The following is a 20,419-nucleotide window of genomic DNA, read 5'->3' as shown; positions in this document are numbered from 1 at the left end:
AACGAGTGTCTCACGCCTGATCGGTAAAGGCAACAGCCATTGAATTGCAGTCGGAACTGTCGATTGCCACAGAAATGAACTGGGTCGCTCACCTCTGTGATAAAATTCAACAGGTTGTCAACCTACCTGCACGGCTGAACAGACCCGGAGTGCAGCCCTGCTCTGGCCGTAACTCGCTAAAAAAAAATCAGGGAATCTATCAGCCCATTGACTCTCTCGGTATTTTAGTCCGATGGCAACGGCTGATAGGGAAACAGAATTGAATAAGCCCCTTGGGGTGCAGGGTGTCTCCCTATGTCATACGGGGCTATTATAGGAGAGAGTGGGATGTATAGATTGCATCACCACGATCTTCAAAGCAAAAGGTCAGCCCCAACTCGCTTTGTCGGGTTAAGGCTCATCCTAATCAAGCAGGAAGCCTACACACAATACCCCTAGGTTAGTGTAGGGTCAGTCACCGTTCTACGTCCAAGGCTAAAACAAACGATGCCAGTTTCTGATCCGCCAGCCCAGAACCCAAAGTCCTCTGATGAAGCAACCCCCATGGACAAGAACTCTTCGACCGATTTTTCCGTGCGATTCTGGGGGGTAAGAGGTAGTATACCCACGCCCGGATCTCAAACGGTTCGATATGGAGGCAATACCTCCTGTGTAGAAATGCGCTTGGGTGAAAAACGCTTAATTTTTGATGCGGGTACAGGCTTAAGAGTCTTGGGGCTGGATCTGCTCAAACAGATGCCTGTGGAAGCCTATCTATTCTTTTCCCATACCCATTGGGATCACATTCAAGGGTTTCCGTTTTTTGTTCCAGCTTTTATCCCCATTAATCGCTTTCACATCTATGGTGCGATCGCCCCAGATGGCAGTACGATTAAAGATCGTCTTTGTGATCAGATGGTTCACCCGAATTTCCCGGTGCCCATTCATGTGATGCAGTCGGATATGAAGTTCTATGACTTATCACCGGGGGATGTGCTAACGTTGGATGATATTAAGATTGAAACGGCTCCTTTAAATCATCCTAATGTAGCGGTCGGATATCGAGTCACTTGGCAAGGGCGCACGGCTGTTTACTGTACCGACACCGAACATTTTCCAGATCGCTTCGATGAAAATGTTCTCCACCTAGCTAGGGAAGCCGATGTTTTCATTTATGATGCCACCTATACCAACGAAGAATATCATAATGACAAATTTCCTAAAATTGGTTGGGGACATTCAACTTGGGAAGTGGGGGTGGAAGTCGCTAAAAAAGCTGGGGTGAAACAGGTGGTGATGTATCAACATGATCCGTCCCATAACGATGATATTCTCGATCAAATTGAAGCTCAGGTACAAGCTGTTTTTCCCAATGGGGTTGTAGCCCGCGAAGGCATGATTTTAAAACTCAACTAACAACCTATCCTCAGACAGAAGGTGTCACTTTGGGCTAGGATTTCAGGTGATGTTGGTAGATGGGTTTTGGTTATGGGTTTTCTTAGTCAAAAGCAAAATCAGCAGCAGCGCAGGCAAACCGGATGGTTTTCTTCCTGGGTGTCGGTTCTGATTGTTGGGATCTGGTGTATCAGCATCGCCTTGGGGATGGTACAATCCCTGAATGCAGCTTCTCCATCACAGAGAAATGATACGGGGCTCACTGTTGGTCAAATTGCGAGTGTAGATAGCATAGAACCCGAATATCAATTAGGATTGGAACTGTATCTCAACACTTGTTCAACTTGTCATATTCCTATTCCCCCCCAAGTCTTTCCCACCCAAACCTGGCAACAAATTATTCAAGATGAACAACATTATGGTGCGACGCTTCAACCCTTAGATGGGCCATCATTGTTGTTAATGTGGAAATATCTCCAAACCTATTCCCGTTCAATTCCGCTTAAGGAAGAAGCTATCCCTTATCGATTCAATCGTTCTCGTTATTTTAAAGCACTGCATCCCCGTGTTGAGTTTTCTCAACCGGTGACGGTGAATAATTGTACCAGTTGTCATCCCGGTGCATCGGAATTTAACTACCGCAATTTAACACCAGAGTGGCAAAATTCTCCTTAAAGAAAATTAATTTTAGTGATAAATTAAAATCAGATGGAGGCATCTATAACACTAGAATTTCTTTTAGACTGTGGCTCAATAATCTGGGTTCTATGTTTCCGTTGGCTGACTGTTCTTGATTGTCTATTCCCCAGTTTCATCTCAGAGATATCATCCTGAAGCTATTATGATATTATCATTATCCCCCTTGTTTCGTTGGTTGAATATCCGGCAAGGAATTCCCCTCCGTTGGGTACTTGTTATTCCCTTTTTATTAGAAATTTCAATTGCTGTGGGTTTAACCGGTTGGTTCGCTTTCCGCCATGGAGAAAAAGCGATTAACGAACTGGCACAACAGATTGAAAATGAAGTGAGTTCTCGGATTCAACAACACTTAAATACTTATCTTTCTACCCCCCATCAAATTAATCAAATTAATGCCGATGCTGTTAACTTAGGATTATTAGATCTTAAAGAATTTTCTCAAGTTGGACATTATTTTTGGAAGCAAATTCAAGCCTTTGATGTGGGTTATATTTATTATGTCCTCCCCACTGGGGAATATGCAGGAGCCGGATATTTTTTAGATTTGAATAAGGCAACTATTGATGAACTTTCTCCGCGTACTCAATGGAAAGCCAATACTTATGCAACGGATCAGCAAGGAAATCGAAGTCGATTAATGGCTTCCTATGATGATTATAATCCTCGAAGTGAAGCGACATATACCGATGCTGTGAGAGATCGAAAACCCGTTTGGAGCCAGATTTATCAATGGGATAATTTTCCTGATATTATTTCTATTTCTGCGAGTTATCCCCTTTATAATACTCGCAATGATTTAGTTGCAGTCTTTGTTACAAATTTACGTTTATCCCAAATTAGTGAGTTTTTAAAACGCTTAAAAATTAGTGAATCTGGACAAACATTTATTTTAGAACGGAATGGGCTTTTGGTGGCGAGTTCATCCTCAAAACCGCCTTATAAAATGGTGAAGGGTGTGGCAAAACGGCTGAATACGGCGGACAGTCAAGATGTCATGATTCGAGAAACTTTTAACGCTTTAACGGAAAAATTCGGTCAAGTTAACTCGATTATGACCGATCAATCTCTTCAGATTTTTATTAATAATCAACATCAATTTGTTAAAATTACCCCTTGGAAAGATCAATGGGGTTTAGATTGGTTGATTGTGGTGGTGATTCCTGAATCCGATTTTATGAATCAAATTAATGCTAATACTCAAAAAACTATTATTCTTTGTATTGTTGCTGTGGGACTTGCTACCTTATTCGGATTGTTAACCTCTCGTTGGATTACTGAAAAAATTCTTTGGCTAAGTTATGCTTCCCAGCAAATTGCTAATGGAAATCTTAAACAAAAAATTAATATTAATGGAATTAAAGAAATTAAGATTTTGGGTAATTCTTTTAACCAAATGGCTCAACAATTACAACAATCTTTTACAGTTTTAGCGATCGCTAATGAAAGCTTAAGCTGTTAAGCATCTAAATAGGGTATAATGAAAAACCAAGTTTAGAAAAATCAATCAAAAGATGCCTGCTAAAAATCATTTAAATGAAAAGCAAGTAGAGAAACTACAGAAAAGATTGAAAGAGGAAGAAAATGGACAAATCCGAGAAAGAATCTTGATTTTATTATTGCTAAATGATGGTAAAAAGCAAAGTGAAATTGCCAAGTTTTTGGGCTGCTCATTAAACAAAGTATGTTATTGGTGTGTACATGGAGACCCTGACAAATTAGAAAGCCTAAAAGATGAAAGAATGAAAGGAAATTATAGAAAAGCCACAGACAAATATATAGAGATATTATTAGAAACAGTAGAAAAAGAACCGGAAGAATTAGGATATGAATTTGGGAGATGGACAGGAGAAAGATTGGCAACTTATTTAGAACAAATCACAGGAATCAAATTAAGTAGTTCACAAGTGAGAAAGATATTAAAGGAAAAAAAGTATGTTTATTTGTGGGCAAAGTATAGCTTAGAAGAGAAAAGAGATCCAGAAAAAAGAAAATTATTTAAAGATAAAATAGAAGAATATTTGAAAATAGCAAAAGAAAGTCCAGAACAATTACAGGTATGGTTTTGGGATGAAAGTGGATTTAATTTAAGAGTGATAAAAAGAAAGAATTGGTGTAAAAAAGGGAAGAGGAAACAGATTAGAGGAGACAGGAGGAAAGGAAGAGTTAATGTGATGGGAGGATTGAGGTACTCGGATAAAAAAAGATTTGTAGAATTTCTGGATAAAGGAAATGCAGATAATTTTTATCAAGTGTTAAAAAGTTTTTATCAAGAGCTAATTTATGAATGGGTATTAGCGGGAAATCAAGCAGAAGAATTTGTAGAAAAAGGAGCTAAGATCCTGATTATTCTTGACAATGCAAGTTTTCACAAAAAAGAAGAGTACCTAGAAAAAATTAAAGCAGAAATGCCGAATGTCTATTTAGAATTTCTTCCAGCATATAGTCCAGATTATAATTTAATTGAATTAGTCTGGCATTCAGCTAAAGAATATATAGCTCATCGACTCTTTAAATCAGTTGATGAGCTAGAGTGTTTATTACATCAGCTTTTAAATGAAGGACAGTTATCTATTAAATGGGGACGTAAACTTAAAAACAAAGGTAATGCTATAATCACAGTTTAAATACACAACAGCTTAGAACAACGAGTTGAAGAACGCACCACACAACTCCAAACAGCTAAAGAAGAAGCTGAATCTGCGAATCAAGCGAAAAGTGAATTTTTGGCGAATATGAGTCATGAACTACGGACTCCCTTAAACGGAATTTTAGGTTATGCTCAAATTTTGCAACGGGAACCGAATCTTAGTCCTAAACACTTACAAGGACTGCATATTATTTATGAGTGTGGTTCCCATCTGTTAACCCTGATTAATGATATTTTAGATTTTTCTAAAATTGAAGCCCATAAATTAGAACTTTATCCGGTAGACTTTAATTTAGAATATTGTTTATGGGGAATTCGAGAAGTTTGTCGGTTGAAAGCTGAACAAAAAGAATTAAAATTTATTGACCTAGAATTAACACCGTTACCTTCAGCAATTCAGGGGGATGAAAAACGGTTACGTCAGGTTTTGTTAAATCTATTAGGAAATGCGATTAAATTTACGGATGAAGGATCAGTGACTTTCTCTGTACAAGTATTATCGGAATCTCCAGAAATTCCATCCGGGGAAGGGCAATCTTTTACCCCTAAAATTTATACTCTGCGATTTCAAGTTGAAGATACAGGAATTGGGATGACTGCTCAACAAATTGAAAAAATATTTTTACCCTTTGAACAAGTTGGAGAACAGCAGCGAAAAGCAGAAGGAACTGGGTTAGGATTAGCTATTAGTCATCAAATCGTACAGATGATGGGAGGCAAAATTAAGGTTGAAAGTACCCTCGGAAAAGGCAGTCGCTTCTGGTTTGATGTAGACTTTCCCGAAGCAGAAGAGCAGCTAGTCAAAACTCCTAAAACTCAACAAAAAATTGTGGGTTATCAGGGAGAAAAACGTAAAATATTAATTGTCGATGATCGCTGGGAAAACCGAGCCGTTCTTGTGAATCTTTTAGAATCTATCGGATTTGAAGTTAGAGAAGCAACTCAAGGACAAGAAGGGTTAGAAATAGTTCAAGAATGGTTTCCCGATCTTATAATTACAGATTTAACTATGCCTGTTTTAGGTGGGTTAGAAATGACTCGACAATTAAGAGCGGATTTAGAATTTTTTGATCTGATAATTATTGCTTCTTCGGCTTCTGTATTTAGTTCAGATCGAGAAGAATGTTTAAACGCAGGCTGTAATGGTTTTTTACCTAAACCCATTCAAGAACAAAATTTATTGAATCAACTCCAACACTTGTTAAACTTAATTTGGATTTATGAAAACTCAGACACGAGCACCGTGACTCCCCGGTTATCCCCATCTGTTGATTCGTTAATGATTCCTCCACCTGAAGAACTGACTCAGTTGTACGATTTGGCAAGGGGAGGCTATATTTTAGAAGTTCAAAGTGAAGCCAATCGAATTAAGGAGTTAGATGATCAATATATTGCCTTTGCAGATTATATTCTGCAATTATCTGAAGCGTTTGAAGATGAAGAAATTATTCGGTTTATTCAACCCCACCTTATTTAAAAAATTATGAAAAATTCCCATCATTCCTATTCCATTTTAATTGTGGATGATAATCTTACCAATATTAAATTATTGCTAGATATCTTAAATCAGTCTGGCTTCCGAGTTTCCATTGCCAAAAGTGGAGAAAATGCCTTAGTTAAACTTCAAGAAAACTTGCCCGATTTAATTTTATTAGATGTGATGATGCCGGGAATTGATGGCTTTGAAACCTGCCGTCAGTTAAAGGAAAATCCAAAAACAAAAGATATTCCCGTAATTTTTATGACGGCTTTGAGTGAATTGGGAAATAAAGTTAAAGGCTTACAAGTGGGAGGAGTTGATTATATTACAAAGCCTATTGAACCTGAAGAAGTATTAGCTCGAATTCATGTACACTTGCAATTAAGAAAAATGCAGCTTCAGTTAATTCAAACTGAAAAAATGTCTTCTTTAGGTCAGTTAGTCGGAGGGGTAGCTCATGAAATTAATAATCCGATTAATTTTATTTATGGAAATATCTTTCATGCTCAAAAATATGTCCAAGATTTATTGAAAACTATCGAGCTTTATGAACAGTATCTTCCCCCTGATATTCCCGAACTTAAAGCTTGGTCTGAAGAAATTGATTTTGACTTTTTAAAAGATGATCTTCCTCAACTTTTATCTTCTATGGAAGTAGGTGCTAACCGGATTCGGGATTTAGTGCGATCGCTGCGCGTTTTTTCTCGACTTGATGAAGCACAATTAAAAGAGATAGATTTAAAAGAAGGGATTGAAAGTACATTAATGTTATTAAGTCATCGCTTTAAACCGACTTCCCATCGTCCTGAAATTGAAATCATTCATGATTATGACAAATTACCTCCCATTGAGTGTTATGCGAGTGAGATCAATCAAGTTTTTATTCATGTTTTCAATAATGCGATTGATGCGATTGATAGTAAAGCGATCATGTTAGGAAATCATTCTAAAACGCTGAATGTATTCGTCCCTCAAATTCGGATTAAAATTGAATCTGTTACTGAGCAACATCTATTAAAAATTAATATTGCTGATAATGGGATTGGGATGTCTGCTGAAGTTCAACGTCGCAGTTTTGATCAATTTTTCACAACTAAACCTGTGGGTCAAGGAACGGGTTTAGGATTAGCAATCACCTATGCTATTATTGTGGATAAACATGGAGGAACCTTAACCTGTAATTCTGAAGTTGGACAGGGAAGCGAGTTTAGGATAACCTTGCCCTTTTCTCAGGAAAAAAGGTTAAGTTAAGGGAAATTAAGGGATCAAAATTTTAAACTCTTCAAAAACTCTATAGAGAAACCTAAAACAAAACAACTCAACTAACCCTTAATTCCTGATTTCTGGGACAGGGGTTCTAGCACTTTGAGAATTCTGATAAATCCACAATCCTAACCCAGCTAATATTAAGCTTAAAATTGCCATAATCACGACAAAAACTTTTTTCATTTTCATCGTTTCGGCTTCATATTCCAACAGCATTTCCTGTTTAATTCTTTTCTTTTCGTCAAAAGGTTCTGGATTCATATTGATTCAGGATTATCGGTTGACAGCTTTGCACTGACTTGTACTGAGCGCAGTCGAAGTGTCGAAGTGTTGACGGTTAATCGTTAACCGCCAACTACCTTTTAATTAACTAACCGAAGTTTCGACAACTTCTGAAGATTGAGGATTAATTCGGGGTTGCAAATCTGCATACAAGCGATTGAGAGCATTCAAATAAGCTTGAGCCGAGGCGACAATAATATCGGTATTCGCCGCATGACCGGAAAAGACCCGACCTTCATGACGTAAACGAATTGTCACTTCGCCAATGGCGTCAATTCCGGCCGTTACCGACTGTACTGAGAACTCAATTAACTCATTAGAAACATTCGTCACGCGGTTAATTGCCCGATACACCGCATCCACCGGGCCAGTACCAATCGCTGCATCCGTTAATTCTTGGCCGTCAGGGGTGCGGACTGTTACCGTAGCGGTGGGACGCGATTGATTTCCACAGGACACCTGCACAAATTCCAAATGGAATAATTCTGGTGTTTGTTGAATTTCATCATTAACAATCGCTTCTAAATCCCAATCAGTGATTTCTTTTTTCTTATCAGCCAATTCTTTAAACCGGACAAAGGCTTTATTCACCTCATCTTCGGTTAATTCAAATCCCAACTCCCGCATCCGAGTTTGAAACGCATGACGCCCGGAATGTTTGCCCAAAACAATCAAGTTATCATTCAACCCAATGGATTGAGCATCCATAATTTCATAGGTGCGTTTATGCTTCAAGATGCCATCTTGGTGAATTCCCGACTCATGGGCAAAGGCATTAGCCCCCACAATGGCTTTATTCGGTTGTACCAACATTCCCGTCAAATTGGAAACTAAACGAGAGGTTTTATAGATTTGGCGAGTATCAATATTGGTTAAGGGCTTTTCCGACTCCTGGGGACGACCCAAGAACGGGTTAAAATATTGTCGCCGGACGTGTAACCCCATGACCAATTCTTCTAACGCCGCATTTCCAGCCCGTTCTCCAATGCCATTAATGGTACATTCCAACTGACGTGCCCCATTTTTCACCGCTTCTAAGAAATTGGCAACAGCTAAACCCAAATCATTATGGCCATGAACGGAAATAATTGCTTGGTCGATATTGGGGACATTATCTTTAATGCCTTTTATAATTGCCCCAAATTCGGCTGGAGTAGTATAACCCACCGTATCAGGAATATTAACCGTTGTGGCTCCGGCTGCGATCGCTCGTTCTAAGACTTGATAGAGAAATTCTGGGTCAGACCGTCCCGCATCTTCGGGAGAAAATTCAATATCATCCACAAAAGATTTGGCATAAGCCACCATTTCCGAGGTAATGTCCAACACCTCAGATCGGGTTTTTTTGAGTTTATATTCCAAATGAATATCAGAAGTGGCAATAAAGGTATGAATTCGGCGATGGAACGCAGGAGAAACCGCTTTGGCCGCCGCTTCAATATCCCCTTTCACAGCCCGGGCTAAACTACAAATTACCGGGCCATCTTCTGTGCCAACCGTTTCGGCAATGCGAGAAACCGCTTCAAAATCCCCCGGACTGGCAATGGCAAATCCCGCCTCAATCACATCCACGCCTAAACGGGCTAATTGTCGGGCAATTACGAGTTTTTCATCGACATTCAAGGTCGCGCCGGGACATTGTTCGCCATCCCGCAAGGTGGTATCAAAAATAATAATTCGGTCGGGGTTGGGTTGAAATTTCATGATTGCAAATCCTGTTGTAAAGGTTAAAGGTTGACCGTTACACCTGGGAGGTTAACAGTTTAAGAACTTCCGTTGCGTTTGATTAGAATCTGTGTTGCTTCCCTGGGGGGAAGGCAGCATATCAGTAGCGCGGATAGCTGATGGCCTATGGATTTTCACAATCATGGGTTTTAGGAATTTAAACGCTAATTTTAGTAATCTGTTTTTTCAATTTGGTCTCGAATATCGTTCAAATCGATATATCGATCCGTAGCATTACGGAGTTCTCTGGCAATCATTCCTTCTGTAGAAACAACAGTAATATGAGTATTTTTAGATCGTAACAGTTCAATTGCCCGTTCAAAGTCTCCATCTCCACTAAAGAGGACAACCCGATCATATTGGTCTACGGTATTAAACATATCTACGACAATTTCAATATCTAAATTAGCTTTTTGAGAATAGCGACCGGAACTATCATCATAATATTCTTTTAAAATTTTTGTGCGAACTGTATAACCTAGACTAATTAACGCATCTCGGAAACCTCGTTGATCTTGGGGGTCTTTGAGTCCTGTATACCAAAACGCATTGACTAAGGTAATCTCCGCTTGTTCTGTTTTGAAATAGGTCAAAACCCTTCGGGGATCAAAAAACCAACCATTTTTTTGTTGAGCATAGAACATATTGTTACCGTCCACAAATATAGAAAGACGGTTTTTTACGTTAGGCATAGAAACTTAAGACCTAATATTTGTAGTAAAGAATTTAATCTAAATATTCTATCTTACCATCCCTAATCAAAGAAAGTCTCTCGTTCAACAACTCCTGTTGTTTCCCCATGAATCTTTCATCGGATAGATGTAAGAATATAATTTGATCCTACCGTATGAATGCAGTACAAACTAGCCCTTAACAGAAGAAACATAAACCTTTATCAATTCGTTGGGTATTGATTGGATTAACCCTTGATTATTTAACGACTTGAGCCATTTTTTAACACACCAAGTTATATCCTGATTTTTAGTGTTAATCATTGGGCTGAGGTTAATTTTACTTCGTGTCAATAGGTGAGAAACCCAGGAACAAGGTAAAACTTCATTGGCTAGTCTTTTGAAAGATTCAGTGTTACAGGAAACTGTTCACACGAAATGAAACTTAAGATTTAGCCCTGTTTGTTTCTATCACTTCTGGGTCTGGACGATGACAACAGTTAAGGATTTGGTTGTTACTGATCTACAATATAGAAATAGTCTATAACCTTTCTAGTATACCGAATAAAGGAACAGTCCTCGTAATCTTAATCACCTCAACGTAAATTTATTGAGGGAATTAGCCATAACTCCCCAGTTATGCTGATCCTATTTCTGTTTTTCCGTCCCCTGTGCTCTGGAATGGTGATTGGATTTTTAGTGTTTCCCTCGGCTGAACCCTGATGTTCTAGGCTTTTTTGCTTTCTAGTGCCCATCGAGCTAGTTCTGTGCGATTATGAAGGCCTGTTTTTCCCAACATATTGCTCACATGGCTTTCAATCGTGCGTTGACTGACTTTCATAATCCGAGCAATATCACGGTTCGCTAAACCTTGGGCCACTAACTGTACAACCCTTAATTCCGTAGGGGTGAGTTCTACATTCCGACGCACCCGTAATTTAGGGCCATTATCCACATTGGGATTTGGGCGCTGAGTCAAACGGGATGCTTGTCGCAGGGAAGATTCCACTTGAGCCACTAATTCTTCAGGTTCAAAAGGCTTAACAGCTTAGACATCGGCTCCGGTATTCAAACCTTTGACTTTATCTTGGCTTTGTCCTTTTGCTGATAAAAATAGAACAGGAATCCATCCGGTACGCGGATCTTCTCTAATTTGCTTAACTAGAGTATAGCCGTCCATTTCTGGCATCATAATATCGCAGATCATCAGATCAGGAAGTTCTTGTTCGAGAATTTCCAATGCTACTCTGCCGTTCTCTGCGGTGATGACATCATATCCCCGAAATTCTAAATAATCCCTGACCAATAAGACCAGGTTGGGGTCATCATCCACCAGCATGAGTCGTTTTTGTTCTCCGTTACTATCCTTCATTTTAAATATGTTCCAATGGAGAATCCTGCAACATCAAGGACAATTTTTGAGATTGATTCAAGGAGCCGGATGAACGGCTTTTTCTTGATCTTGGGACTCAAAAACCTTGATTGTCTTATATTTTGTGACTACCCCTGAGCTAGGGAGACATTTCTCTAAAGTCAGTAGTCTCCTGATTTAGCTGTCAATAAAACAGCGTTCTGAAAAGTAGATATATAGGCAAGTTTACGACATTTTAGTAAGAAGTGATCCAATATCCATCATACCGGAAATCGGATCTATATAAGTTACAAATGCTTAAGCAAAAAAAGACTTAACGTTTCAATAGATTTCTTAGCTAATCCTTGACCTCTGGTGGGACACAAGAAAAACAATCGGGTAGAGGATGGGTGAGAAACACATACTCTTTTACTACTTGAGATCCCAAAATATGCTCTTGGAGAATTCGTTCAATCACAGTTGGTGTTGCAGAATGATACCAAACCCCATCAGGATAAACTACTAAAATAGGGCCATAAGTACAAACACGCAAACAATTGGCTTTGGTTCTGAACGTACAACCGGGTTGAGTCTCTGTCGGCTGATCCAGTTTTAACTCGGCTAATCGTTTTTTCAAATAGTTCCAGGCTTCTAAACTCTCTTCCTTAGAGCAACAGAGGGGTTTAGTTTGATCCGCACAAATCAAAATATGGCGCTGAATTTTATCTAATCCCAAAGCTTGCACCGCTTTCACCAGAGGTTGAGTCCCTAAACCCGACTCAGAAGTGGCAATCATCGCAGATTCAGACGAAGATGACATATAATTACGCCGTTTGATCTAAAAAGCCTTAAAACTATATCCTAACAGTTTTAAAGTGTACAGGTGTTAGCTGTTGATGTGTTGAAGATCGGGTTGATTGTATGAAAAATCAGTATTAGAGACGCACCGTAGCACGTCTCTACACTAATGACTGTTATCCGAGAACAAAATTGCTCTCACCGATCAAGCTACTATCGACTCCAAACAGTTCAGCCAACTGTTGTTGACTACTGGCGATTTTAATCAGAGTCGAGCCGTTAAAAGAGGTAATTTCTAACTGTTCAAAAGTTAGACCTCCGGTTAAAGCGATAATATCCTCTCCGTTAGTAAAGTCGGTAATCAGGTTCTTCCCAAAACTACTAGCTAGATAGAAGCGGTCATTACCCGCACCACCTGTTAGGGTGTCATCGCCCCCGGCTCCGACTAACCAGTCATTACCCTCACCACCAGTGAGAATATCGTTACCCTCACCGCCATCGAGGGTATCATCCCCTAAATCTCCGAATAGGATATCATTGCCCTCATTTCCATCTACAAGGTCATTGGCTTGACCGCCATAGAGGGTGTCATTACCTGCAACACCAGACATAGTGTCTTGGTCTTCTCCACCCAAGAGCAAGTCATCACCTGCATTACCTTCTAAGACATCGCTGCCAATATCTCCGAATAGGCTGTCATTACCTTCACCGCCTCGGAGGGAGTCATCGTTTTGACCGCCAAACAGCTGATCATCACCGTCGCCTCCTTGTAAAAAGTCATCATTTTGACCGCCAAACAGGATGTTATTACCGCTATTTCCGATTAGGACATCTTTGCCTTCATCCCCAAAAATGAGATCATTATCCTCACTACCGATAATATAATCATCTTCTTTACCGCCATGAGCGATGTCATCTCCGCTACCGAGGTCGAGGTAATCATTGCCTTTATACCCGTACACCTGATCATTTCCAGCACCTGAGTTAATCCAGTTATTCTCATCTGTGCCGAATATTTGGTCATCATTACTCGTCCCCTGTTGGGGTTCTCCACTGGGTTCGGTTGTGTTTAACGATAGTCCAACAATAAACTTTGAGAGATCAAATACAGCCGTTGGTTGGGGTGCGGGAGTTGGTATTGGTTCCGGTGTGGGAGCGACTGTTGGTTCCGGTGTGGAAGCTAGGGTCGGTTCCGGTGTGGGAGTTGGTATTGGTTCCGGTGTGGGAGTTGGTATTGGTTCCGGTGTGGGAGCGACTGTTGGTTCCGGTGTGGGAGCGACTGTTGGTTCCGGTGTGGGAGCGACTGTTGGTTCCGGTGTGGGAGCGACTGTTGGTTCCGGTGTGGGAGCTACGGTCGGTTCCGGTGTGGGAGCGACTGTTGGTTCCGGTGTGGGAGCGACTGTTGGTTCCGGTGTGGGAGCTACGGTATCGTTATCGGTATTAGTAACTGCCACATCTGAAGCATCAAAACCACTATAATTAGCATCGGTACTGGTAGCAGTAGCCGTAACAATATTATAGGCAATATCTCCATCATCTACGCTATCATCTACTCCGGTAATGGTGACGGTTTGGGGAGTATTCCAGTTAGCTGCGGTGAAGGTTAAACTGGATTTGTCTATTGTACCTTCGGCGGTGTTACTACTTGTTAATGGGATGGTGACATCGGCTGTGGGTTGACTATTTAATACGACTGTAAAATTAGCTGTCCCCCCGGCTTCTGTTGTTGTTAAACCTGTGGTGGGTGTAACAGTAATGCCTTTGATATCGTTATCGGTATTAGTAACTGCCACATTTGAAGCATCAAAACCACTATAATTTGTATCGGTACTGGTAGCAGCAGCAGTAACAATATTGTAGGCAATATCGCCATCAACGATGTTATCATCTACTCCGGTAATGGTGACGGTTTGTGCCACATTCCAGTTAGCGGAGGTGAAGGTTAAACTGGATTTGTCTATTGTACCTTCGGCGGTGTTACTACTTGTTAATGGAATGGTGACATCGGCTGTGGGTTGACTATTTAATACGACTGTAAAATTAGCTGTCCCCCCGGCTTCTGTTGTGGTTAAACCTGTGGTGGGTGTAACAGTAATGCCTTTGATATCGTTATCGGTATTAGTAACTGCCACATTTGAAGCATCAAAACCACTATAATTAGCATCGGTACTGGTAGCAGCAGCCGTAACAATATTATAGGCAATATCGCCATCAACGATGTTATCATCTACTCCGGTAATGGTGACGGTTTGGGGAGTATTCCAGTTAGCAGTGGTGAAGGTTAAACTGGATTTGTCTATTGTACCTTCGGCGGTGTTACTACTTGTTAATGGAATGGTGACATCGGCTGTTGGTTGACTATTTAATACGACTGTAAATGTGGCATTTCCCCCGGCTTCTGTTGTGGTTAAACCTGTGGTGGGTGTAACAGTAATGCCTTTGATATCGTTATCGGTATTAGTAACTGCCACATTTGAAGCATCAAAACCACTATAATTAGCATCGGTACTGGTAGCAGCAGCCGTAACAATATTATAGGCAATATCGCCATCAACGATGTTATCATCTACTCCGGTAATGGTGACGGTTTGGGGAGTATTCCAGTTAGCAGTGGTGAAGGTTAAACTGGATTTGTCTATTGTACCTTCGGCGGTGTTACTACTTGTTAATGGGATGGTGACATCGGCTGTGGGTTGACTATTTAATTTAACGGTAAATGTGGCTGTCCCCCCGGCTTCTGTTGTGGTTAAACCTGTGGTGGGTGTAACAGTAATGCCTTTGATATCGTTATCGGTATTAGTAACTGCCACATTTGAAGCATCAAAACCACTATAATTAGCATCGGTACTGGTAGCAGCAGCCGTAACAATATTATAGGCAATATCGCCATCAACGATGTTATCATCTACTCCGGTAATGGTGACGGTTTGGGGAGTATTCCAGTTAGCAGTGGTGAAGGTTAAACTGGATTTGTCTATTGTACCTTCGGCGGTGTTACTACTTGTTAATGGGATGGTGACATCGGCTGTTGGTTGACTATTTAAAACTACTGTAAATGTGGCATTTCCCCCGGCTTCTGTTGTGGTTAAACCTGTGGTGGGTGTAACAGTAATGCCTTTGATATCGTTATCGGTATTAGTAACTGCCACATCTGAAGCATCAAAACCACTATAATTAGCATCGGTACTGGTAGCAGTAGCAGTAACAATATTATAGGCAATATCTCCATCAACGATGTTATCATCTACTCCGGTAATGGTGACGGTTTGGGGAGTATTCCAGTTAGCGGAGGTGAAGGTTAAACTGGTTTTGTCTATTGTACCTTCGGCGGTGTTACTACTTGTTAATGGGATGGTGACATCGGCTGTTGGTTGACTATTTAAAACTACTGTAAATGTGGCATTTCCCCCGGCTTCTGTTGTGGTTAAACCTGTGGTGGGTGTAACAGTAATGCCTTTGATATCGTTATCGGTATTAGTAACTGCCACATCTGAAGCATCAAAACCACTATAATTAGCATCGGTACTGGTAGCAGTAGCCGTAACAATATTATAGGCAATATCGCCATCATCTACGCTATCATCTACTCCGGTAATGGTGACGGTTTGGGGAGTATTCCAGTTAGCTGCGGTGAAGGTTAAACTGGTTTTGTCTACTGTACCTTCGGCGGTGTTACTACTTGTTAATGGGATGGTGACATCGGCTGTGGGTTGACTATTTAATACGACTGTAAATGTGGCATTTCCCCCGGCTTCTGTTGTGGTTAAACCTGTGGTGGGTGTAACAGTAATGCCCGCCGTATCATTGTCAGTAATCGTTACACTTTGGTTAGTGGTAGTTCCTAATGCTATTCCTGTTGATGGGTTGCTAATTGTTAAAGTAGCGGTTTCCGTACCTTCAGCAATCAAATCATCCTTAACTGTAATGGTTACTTGTCCGGTATTACTCCCATCTGGGATAGTGATTTGAGTGGGAATAGTACCAGTAAAGTCAGCCGCACTAGCAGTACCCGTTAATGCTAAATCAAGGGTTTGAGCACCGACAACATTACCTTCAGCAGTAGCGGTCAAGGTAATAGCTGTTGTCCCGGCTTCACTGGCAGTATTGGTGCTAACAGTCAGGTTAACTTTTGGTGCGGGAATGGTGATATCAAAAGTAGCTATGTCGGAAAGATCGACACCACCATTGGCTGTACCACCGTCATCTTGCAGTTTCACGCTAACAGTGGCAGTACCAGGTTTACCACTGGGAGTGTAGGTCAACGTGCCATCGATTGCTACAGTTGGTTGAGCGGTAAATAAGGTATTATCGGTGTTAGTAACAGTGTAGTTGAGGACTCTTTGAGTTGATTCATCGGCGGGGCCGAAGATAACAGTATTTGCCCAGTTGCTAACAGTTTGAATTGTGTTTGTCCATGCTGTTAATATCTGGTTGCCAGCGTTACTAAAACTGGGTTTGTCGTTGACAGAGTTAACAGTAATAGTAAAGGTTTGAGTCGTGGAAGTATCCACACCGCCGTTAGCAGTGCCGCCACTATCTTGCACCACAACATCAAACGTCGAAGTCCCATTAGCATCATCCGCCGGAGTGTAGGTGAGTTGACCGTTTGCGTCTATTGCGGGTGCTGTGGCAAATAAACTGGGAGTGCCAATGTTACTAACAGTATATGTGGCTGTTTGGGCGGCTTCATCCGTACCCCCTCCTGGGTTGAAAGTTGCCCAACCCGCTACGGTTTGCGCTCCTGCATCTTCATTAACTGCCGTTGGGTTGGTGGCGGTGAAACTGGGAATGTCATTGACGGGGGTAACGGTGATGGCTGCGGTGTCGGTAGCCGTGCTAAAGGCTGTGCTACCGCCGTTGGTGCTAGTGTCTGCTGTACCACCATTAACACCCGCCATTTGATCCCAGGCGCGGAAGGTAATGCCGTTGGTGACAGTGCCATTGTAGTTGGCAGTGGTTGGTTGGAAATAAATGCGGGTGTTGGCGTTGGCTGCTAGTAAGCGAGCGTTGGTATTGGATACTGCGCCCAAGGCAGTCCAAGTCGTACCGCCATTTGTGGTGTAAAACCAAATGCCATTGGTTGTGTCGGCGACGGTGATGGCTACGCCTGCCACTGCGCCAGTGTCGGGGTCGGTGATGTTTGTACCGATGGCTGCAATAGATGAGATGAGAGTGCCGACAGCACCAGTGGGTGCAACTGCATCTTCTAGGACAGAATTAAGGGTGACGACAGTATCGGCAAGGACGGGGGCGGTATTGCCAATAATCGTGCCATAAACGTCGTTATTATCCTGGCTATTGCCGACACCGTTGGTGGGGGTGTTAGCACCAGGGTTGCTTGCTTGGTTGGCAGCGGTGTTGCCGGTAAATGTAGCTCCTCCTAATGAGATGACGGTAGGTAGCGCAGTCGGCATCCCTAGGTTATTGCTGTTGGTGTTGGTGAGGGATGTCATGACGAATATTCCCCCACCTTTACCTTGACCGTTGTTGAGGCCTGTGCCACCAGTGGCGGTGTTACTGTTGAAAACGGTGTTGTTCAGGGTTAAAGAGCCTTGGCGGATGAAGATAGCGCCACCTAAACCAGCACCGCCGCCGCCGTTAACAAAGTCGCCGCCGCCGCCCCATTGGGGTATGGCGCTGCTGCCAGAGCCACCGCCTCCATAGCCAGCTTGGCCACCAAGACCTAACGTGCCGACACCGCCGCCACCGCCGCCGAAGCCACCATTGCTGCCAAGGTTGCTACCGCCGCCATTGCCACCAAAACCTAACGTGCTGACACCGCCGATACCACCACCGCCACCACTGCCCGCAATGTTGCCAGTAAGGCCGTTGCCACCATTGCCGCCAATGCCGCCACCGCCACCGCCACCGAAGGTAGTGTTGTTGTTCCCTGCGATACCATTACCACCGATTGCCCGATTATTATTAAAAGTGACTGTGTTGAGGGATACCGTGCCATTATAAATGAATAATCCACCGCCCATACCGGCAGCCCCACCACCGCCACCGCGACCGACGCCGCCATCCCCACCTTTGGCACGACCTCCAGATATGGTCATGTTAGAGAAATTGACGATTCCCGATTTGACAAAGAATGGCTGAACGTCACCCGTGTCATTAGTGCCGTTACCATTCACATCCCCGCTGACGGTGAAACCGCCACCAATAAAGGCAATATTGCTGTTAATGGGAACATTAGGAGTTCCTGTGAATCGGACATTTGTTTGGATAGTAATAGTGTCATCGCCGGCTGCGGTATTCGCATCTAAAATGGCTTTGCTTAATGTGCCTGCTACAGTGCCAGTGCCATCATCCGTTGCCGCCGTGACATCGAAGTTAGCCAGTGTATAGTCATAATCTGCCATCGCCTCCTGATTAAAGGGCACAGAGGCTTCTATTTTGCCCGTTACTATTTCTAAATCCCAGTCCCCCCCTAATGTTTGATTTCCGGTTAAGTCGTTAGAGGCGGCGACATCTGCCCCGGTGATTTCACTTAATCGTTTAACAAAATTCTTGCCCGTTTCTCCGGCGGCTACGTTGCATCCATATAATAGGATATCGCCATTTTCTGTTAGAGCATTTCCCCACTGTTTTAGCTGAGTATTAAAATTTTCTATATCATTCCCATTCAGTACATCAGTACCGAGTTTTAAACTGCCTTCGCTACCGTGAGAAAGTATCTGTACAGATTCAATATTTTTTTGATTAGCTAAGGCATTAGTAATTTGTTCAATCCCGCTAGATGTGTTATCTAAAATTACAATTTGAGCGGTATCGGTGTTGTCAATTAGGCTTTGATAGTTTTCTACTGAGGAGTCTACGAAAATGATGGATTTGTTTAGAGTTTGCACGTTCATAATTGCTGAAATCCTTGATATCTATTGTTTATATTTAAGTCCGGCTGGAGTTTCAACCCCGGCCTCAAAGATTAAGTCCTCTTAAGCCGAAAACCTGTGATTACAGCCGAGATCAGATCCCCCTAAATCCTCCTTAATAAGGGGGACTTTGATTTCCTGTTCCCCCCTTTTTAAGGGGGCTAGGGGGGATCATTAACTTGTGATCAGAGCAAGGGAATTCGGGTTTGAGTGCCTACTTTTAGCGTGATTATTGACACTAACTGGGGAGTTAGGGGGACACTCATGGGTGTCAACTTATTAAGCCCAAAATCCGTGATTACAGCCCGGATTAGATCCCCCTAAATCCCCCTTAATAAGGGGGACTTTGATCTCCTGTTCCCCCCTTTTTAAGGGGGGCTAGGGGGGATCAAGAGGCTCATTTTTTACAGTTTCTTTCGCTTTCGCTACAATCATACTAGCGCGACTATTTGTTGCCTCTGTCCAAAAAGATAAGCCATCAAATCGCTCAAATAAATCGGGAGGTAAAATCGTTGTTCTCGGTTTAAACTCGACTTGAGAACGCACTTGATGTAACCCTTTTGTTTTCAATTTATTATCAAATTCTGGCTCTTGATATTCAACATTATTGAAATCATGTTCAAAAGGTTCTTCACCTATAAATTGATAAATCAACGATATGGTTTTAGTCGGATTTTTGGTTAATAAATCGTAATCTACCAAGAGGAGAGATGCACTCTGTTCGCTGTAGAATGCTTCTTTCAGGGCGGTATAGGCATAACCCACTAAACGGGAACCTTGACTTAATGCCTCGGTGCGACTGTAAACTGTAGCTCGTTCTGCGGGATTATTAAATAACCGGGAAACATCAAAGGCGTTGCGCCGAATCAGTAGCTCAATGCTATCCATAATCCAAGCAATATTTCTGACACAGCAGATTACTTTTGCTTCGGGAAATAATTCCAGAATTAATGGCAATTTGCTGCACCAAAGCCGATTGGTATCGAAGATGATTTCTTTGTCAGCTTGCGGATGATAATAAGCAGAAAATATGCTCATAATCAGTGCCCGTTTTTGTTCCGGGGAAATGAATACCGAAAACTCATTATTTTCGCTCATGGCTTCCAACATTCGCTCAACTAACCCCCCCACAGGGCTCGTCATAGCTGCGTGAAACCGGGGATTTTGGCGTAGCAGTGCAGCAAGTAAAGTAGAGCCTGATCGGGGTAGTCCTGATATAAAATGAGCTTTCACTAGCTTCGGTGTTGCAAT

Annotated in this window: 12 protein-coding genes and 1 pseudogene; 6 read left to right on the top strand and 7 right to left on the bottom strand. The window is 42.0% G+C overall.

The features are described from left to right. Window positions 1-486: 486 nt before the first annotated feature. From NMK36_RS03230 to NMK36_RS03205, 6 genes are all read left to right on the top strand, one after another. Window positions 487-1,395: an MBL fold metallo-hydrolase gene (locus NMK36_RS03230; protein ID WP_072720393.1), complete on the top strand. Its 909-nt coding sequence runs from the start codon at window positions 487-489 to the stop codon at window positions 1,393-1,395. Window positions 1,396-1,467: 72 nt separating this feature from the next. Beyond that, the gene (locus NMK36_RS03225; protein ID WP_072720394.1) at window positions 1,468-2,049 is read left to right on the top strand and encodes a hypothetical protein; all 582 of its coding nucleotides are present in this window, start codon (window positions 1,468-1,470) and stop codon (window positions 2,047-2,049) included. Window positions 2,050-2,215: 166 nt separating this feature from the next. Beyond that, window positions 2,216-3,532, top strand: coding sequence for a HAMP domain-containing protein (locus tag NMK36_RS03220; RefSeq protein ID WP_254172975.1), 1,317 nt, complete (start codon window positions 2,216-2,218; stop codon window positions 3,530-3,532). Window positions 3,533-3,584: 52 nt separating this feature from the next. Continuing rightward, entirely contained in the window at window positions 3,585-4,697 is a 1,113-nt protein-coding gene (locus NMK36_RS03215) for an IS630 family transposase (protein ID WP_254172743.1), read from the top strand. Continuing rightward, window positions 4,698-6,197, top strand: coding sequence for an ATP-binding protein (locus tag NMK36_RS03210; protein ID WP_302184686.1), 1,500 nt, complete (start codon window positions 4,698-4,700; stop codon window positions 6,195-6,197). Between the two features lie 6 nt (window positions 6,198-6,203). Beyond that, window positions 6,204-7,451: a sensor histidine kinase gene (locus NMK36_RS03205; RefSeq protein WP_072720396.1), complete on the top strand. Its 1,248-nt coding sequence runs from the start codon at window positions 6,204-6,206 to the stop codon at window positions 7,449-7,451. 78 nt (window positions 7,452-7,529) lie between these two features. Here NMK36_RS03205 and NMK36_RS03200 read toward each other — a convergent pair whose 3' ends face one another. The 7 genes and pseudogenes from NMK36_RS03200 to NMK36_RS03170 form a co-directional block, all read right to left on the bottom strand. Then, the gene (locus NMK36_RS03200) at window positions 7,530-7,727 is read right to left on the bottom strand and encodes a hypothetical protein (protein WP_072720397.1); all 198 of its coding nucleotides are present in this window, start codon (window positions 7,725-7,727) and stop codon (window positions 7,530-7,532) included. 105 nt (window positions 7,728-7,832) lie between these two features. After that, entirely contained in the window at window positions 7,833-9,452 is a 1,620-nt protein-coding gene (locus tag NMK36_RS03195) for a 2-isopropylmalate synthase (protein ID WP_254172973.1), read from the bottom strand. Between the two features lie 191 nt (window positions 9,453-9,643). Continuing rightward, window positions 9,644-10,165, bottom strand: a complete 522-nt coding sequence (locus NMK36_RS03190) for a LabA-like NYN domain-containing protein (RefSeq protein ID WP_072720399.1) — start codon at window positions 10,163-10,165, stop codon at window positions 9,644-9,646. 706 nt (window positions 10,166-10,871) lie between these two features. Further along, window positions 10,872-11,516: pseudogene (locus NMK36_RS03185) on the bottom strand (response regulator transcription factor). Between the two features lie 337 nt (window positions 11,517-11,853). Then, window positions 11,854-12,291 (bottom strand): (2Fe-2S) ferredoxin domain-containing protein, encoded by a 438-nt coding sequence (locus tag NMK36_RS03180; protein ID WP_139295114.1) that lies wholly within the window; start codon window positions 12,289-12,291, stop codon window positions 11,854-11,856. 178 nt (window positions 12,292-12,469) lie between these two features. Beyond that, window positions 12,470-19,150: a DUF4347 domain-containing protein gene (locus tag NMK36_RS03175; protein ID WP_254172972.1), complete on the bottom strand. Its 6,681-nt coding sequence runs from the start codon at window positions 19,148-19,150 to the stop codon at window positions 12,470-12,472. Between the two features lie 396 nt (window positions 19,151-19,546). Next, on the bottom strand, window positions 19,547-20,401 hold the full coding sequence (locus tag NMK36_RS03170; protein WP_254172971.1) for a sulfotransferase family protein: 855 nt from the start codon (window positions 20,399-20,401) through the stop codon (window positions 19,547-19,549). Window positions 20,402-20,419: the final 18 nt, after the last annotated feature.

This window comes from Planktothrix pseudagardhii (assembly GCF_904830925.1).
GTDB lineage: Bacteria > Cyanobacteriota > Cyanobacteriia > Cyanobacteriales > Microcoleaceae > Planktothrix > Planktothrix tepida.
Note: the sequence above shows the minus strand (reverse complement) of the source record. Positions and strands in the feature narration are given on the sequence as shown.

Coding starts and splice junctions, on each gene's coding strand:
- NMK36_RS03230 (WP_072720393.1), top strand. CDS start 487: ATGCCAGTTTCTGATCCGCCAGCCCAGAACCCAAAGTCCTCTGATGAA.
- NMK36_RS03225 (WP_072720394.1), top strand. CDS start 1,468: ATGGGTTTTCTTAGTCAAAAGCAAAATCAGCAGCAGCGCAGGCAAACC.
- NMK36_RS03220 (WP_254172975.1), top strand. CDS start 2,216: ATGATATTATCATTATCCCCCTTGTTTCGTTGGTTGAATATCCGGCAA.
- NMK36_RS03215 (WP_254172743.1), top strand. CDS start 3,585: ATGCCTGCTAAAAATCATTTAAATGAAAAGCAAGTAGAGAAACTACAG.
- NMK36_RS03205 (WP_072720396.1), top strand. CDS start 6,204: ATGAAAAATTCCCATCATTCCTATTCCATTTTAATTGTGGATGATAAT.
- NMK36_RS03200 (WP_072720397.1), bottom strand. CDS start 7,727: ATGAATCCAGAACCTTTTGACGAAAAGAAAAGAATTAAACAGGAAATG.
- NMK36_RS03195 (WP_254172973.1), bottom strand. CDS start 9,452: ATGAAATTTCAACCCAACCCCGACCGAATTATTATTTTTGATACCACC.
- NMK36_RS03190 (WP_072720399.1), bottom strand. CDS start 10,165: ATGCCTAACGTAAAAAACCGTCTTTCTATATTTGTGGACGGTAACAAT.
- NMK36_RS03180 (WP_139295114.1), bottom strand. CDS start 12,291: ATGATTGCCACTTCTGAGTCGGGTTTAGGGACTCAACCTCTGGTGAAA.
- NMK36_RS03175 (WP_254172972.1), bottom strand. CDS start 19,150: ATGAACGTGCAAACTCTAAACAAATCCATCATTTTCGTAGACTCCTCA.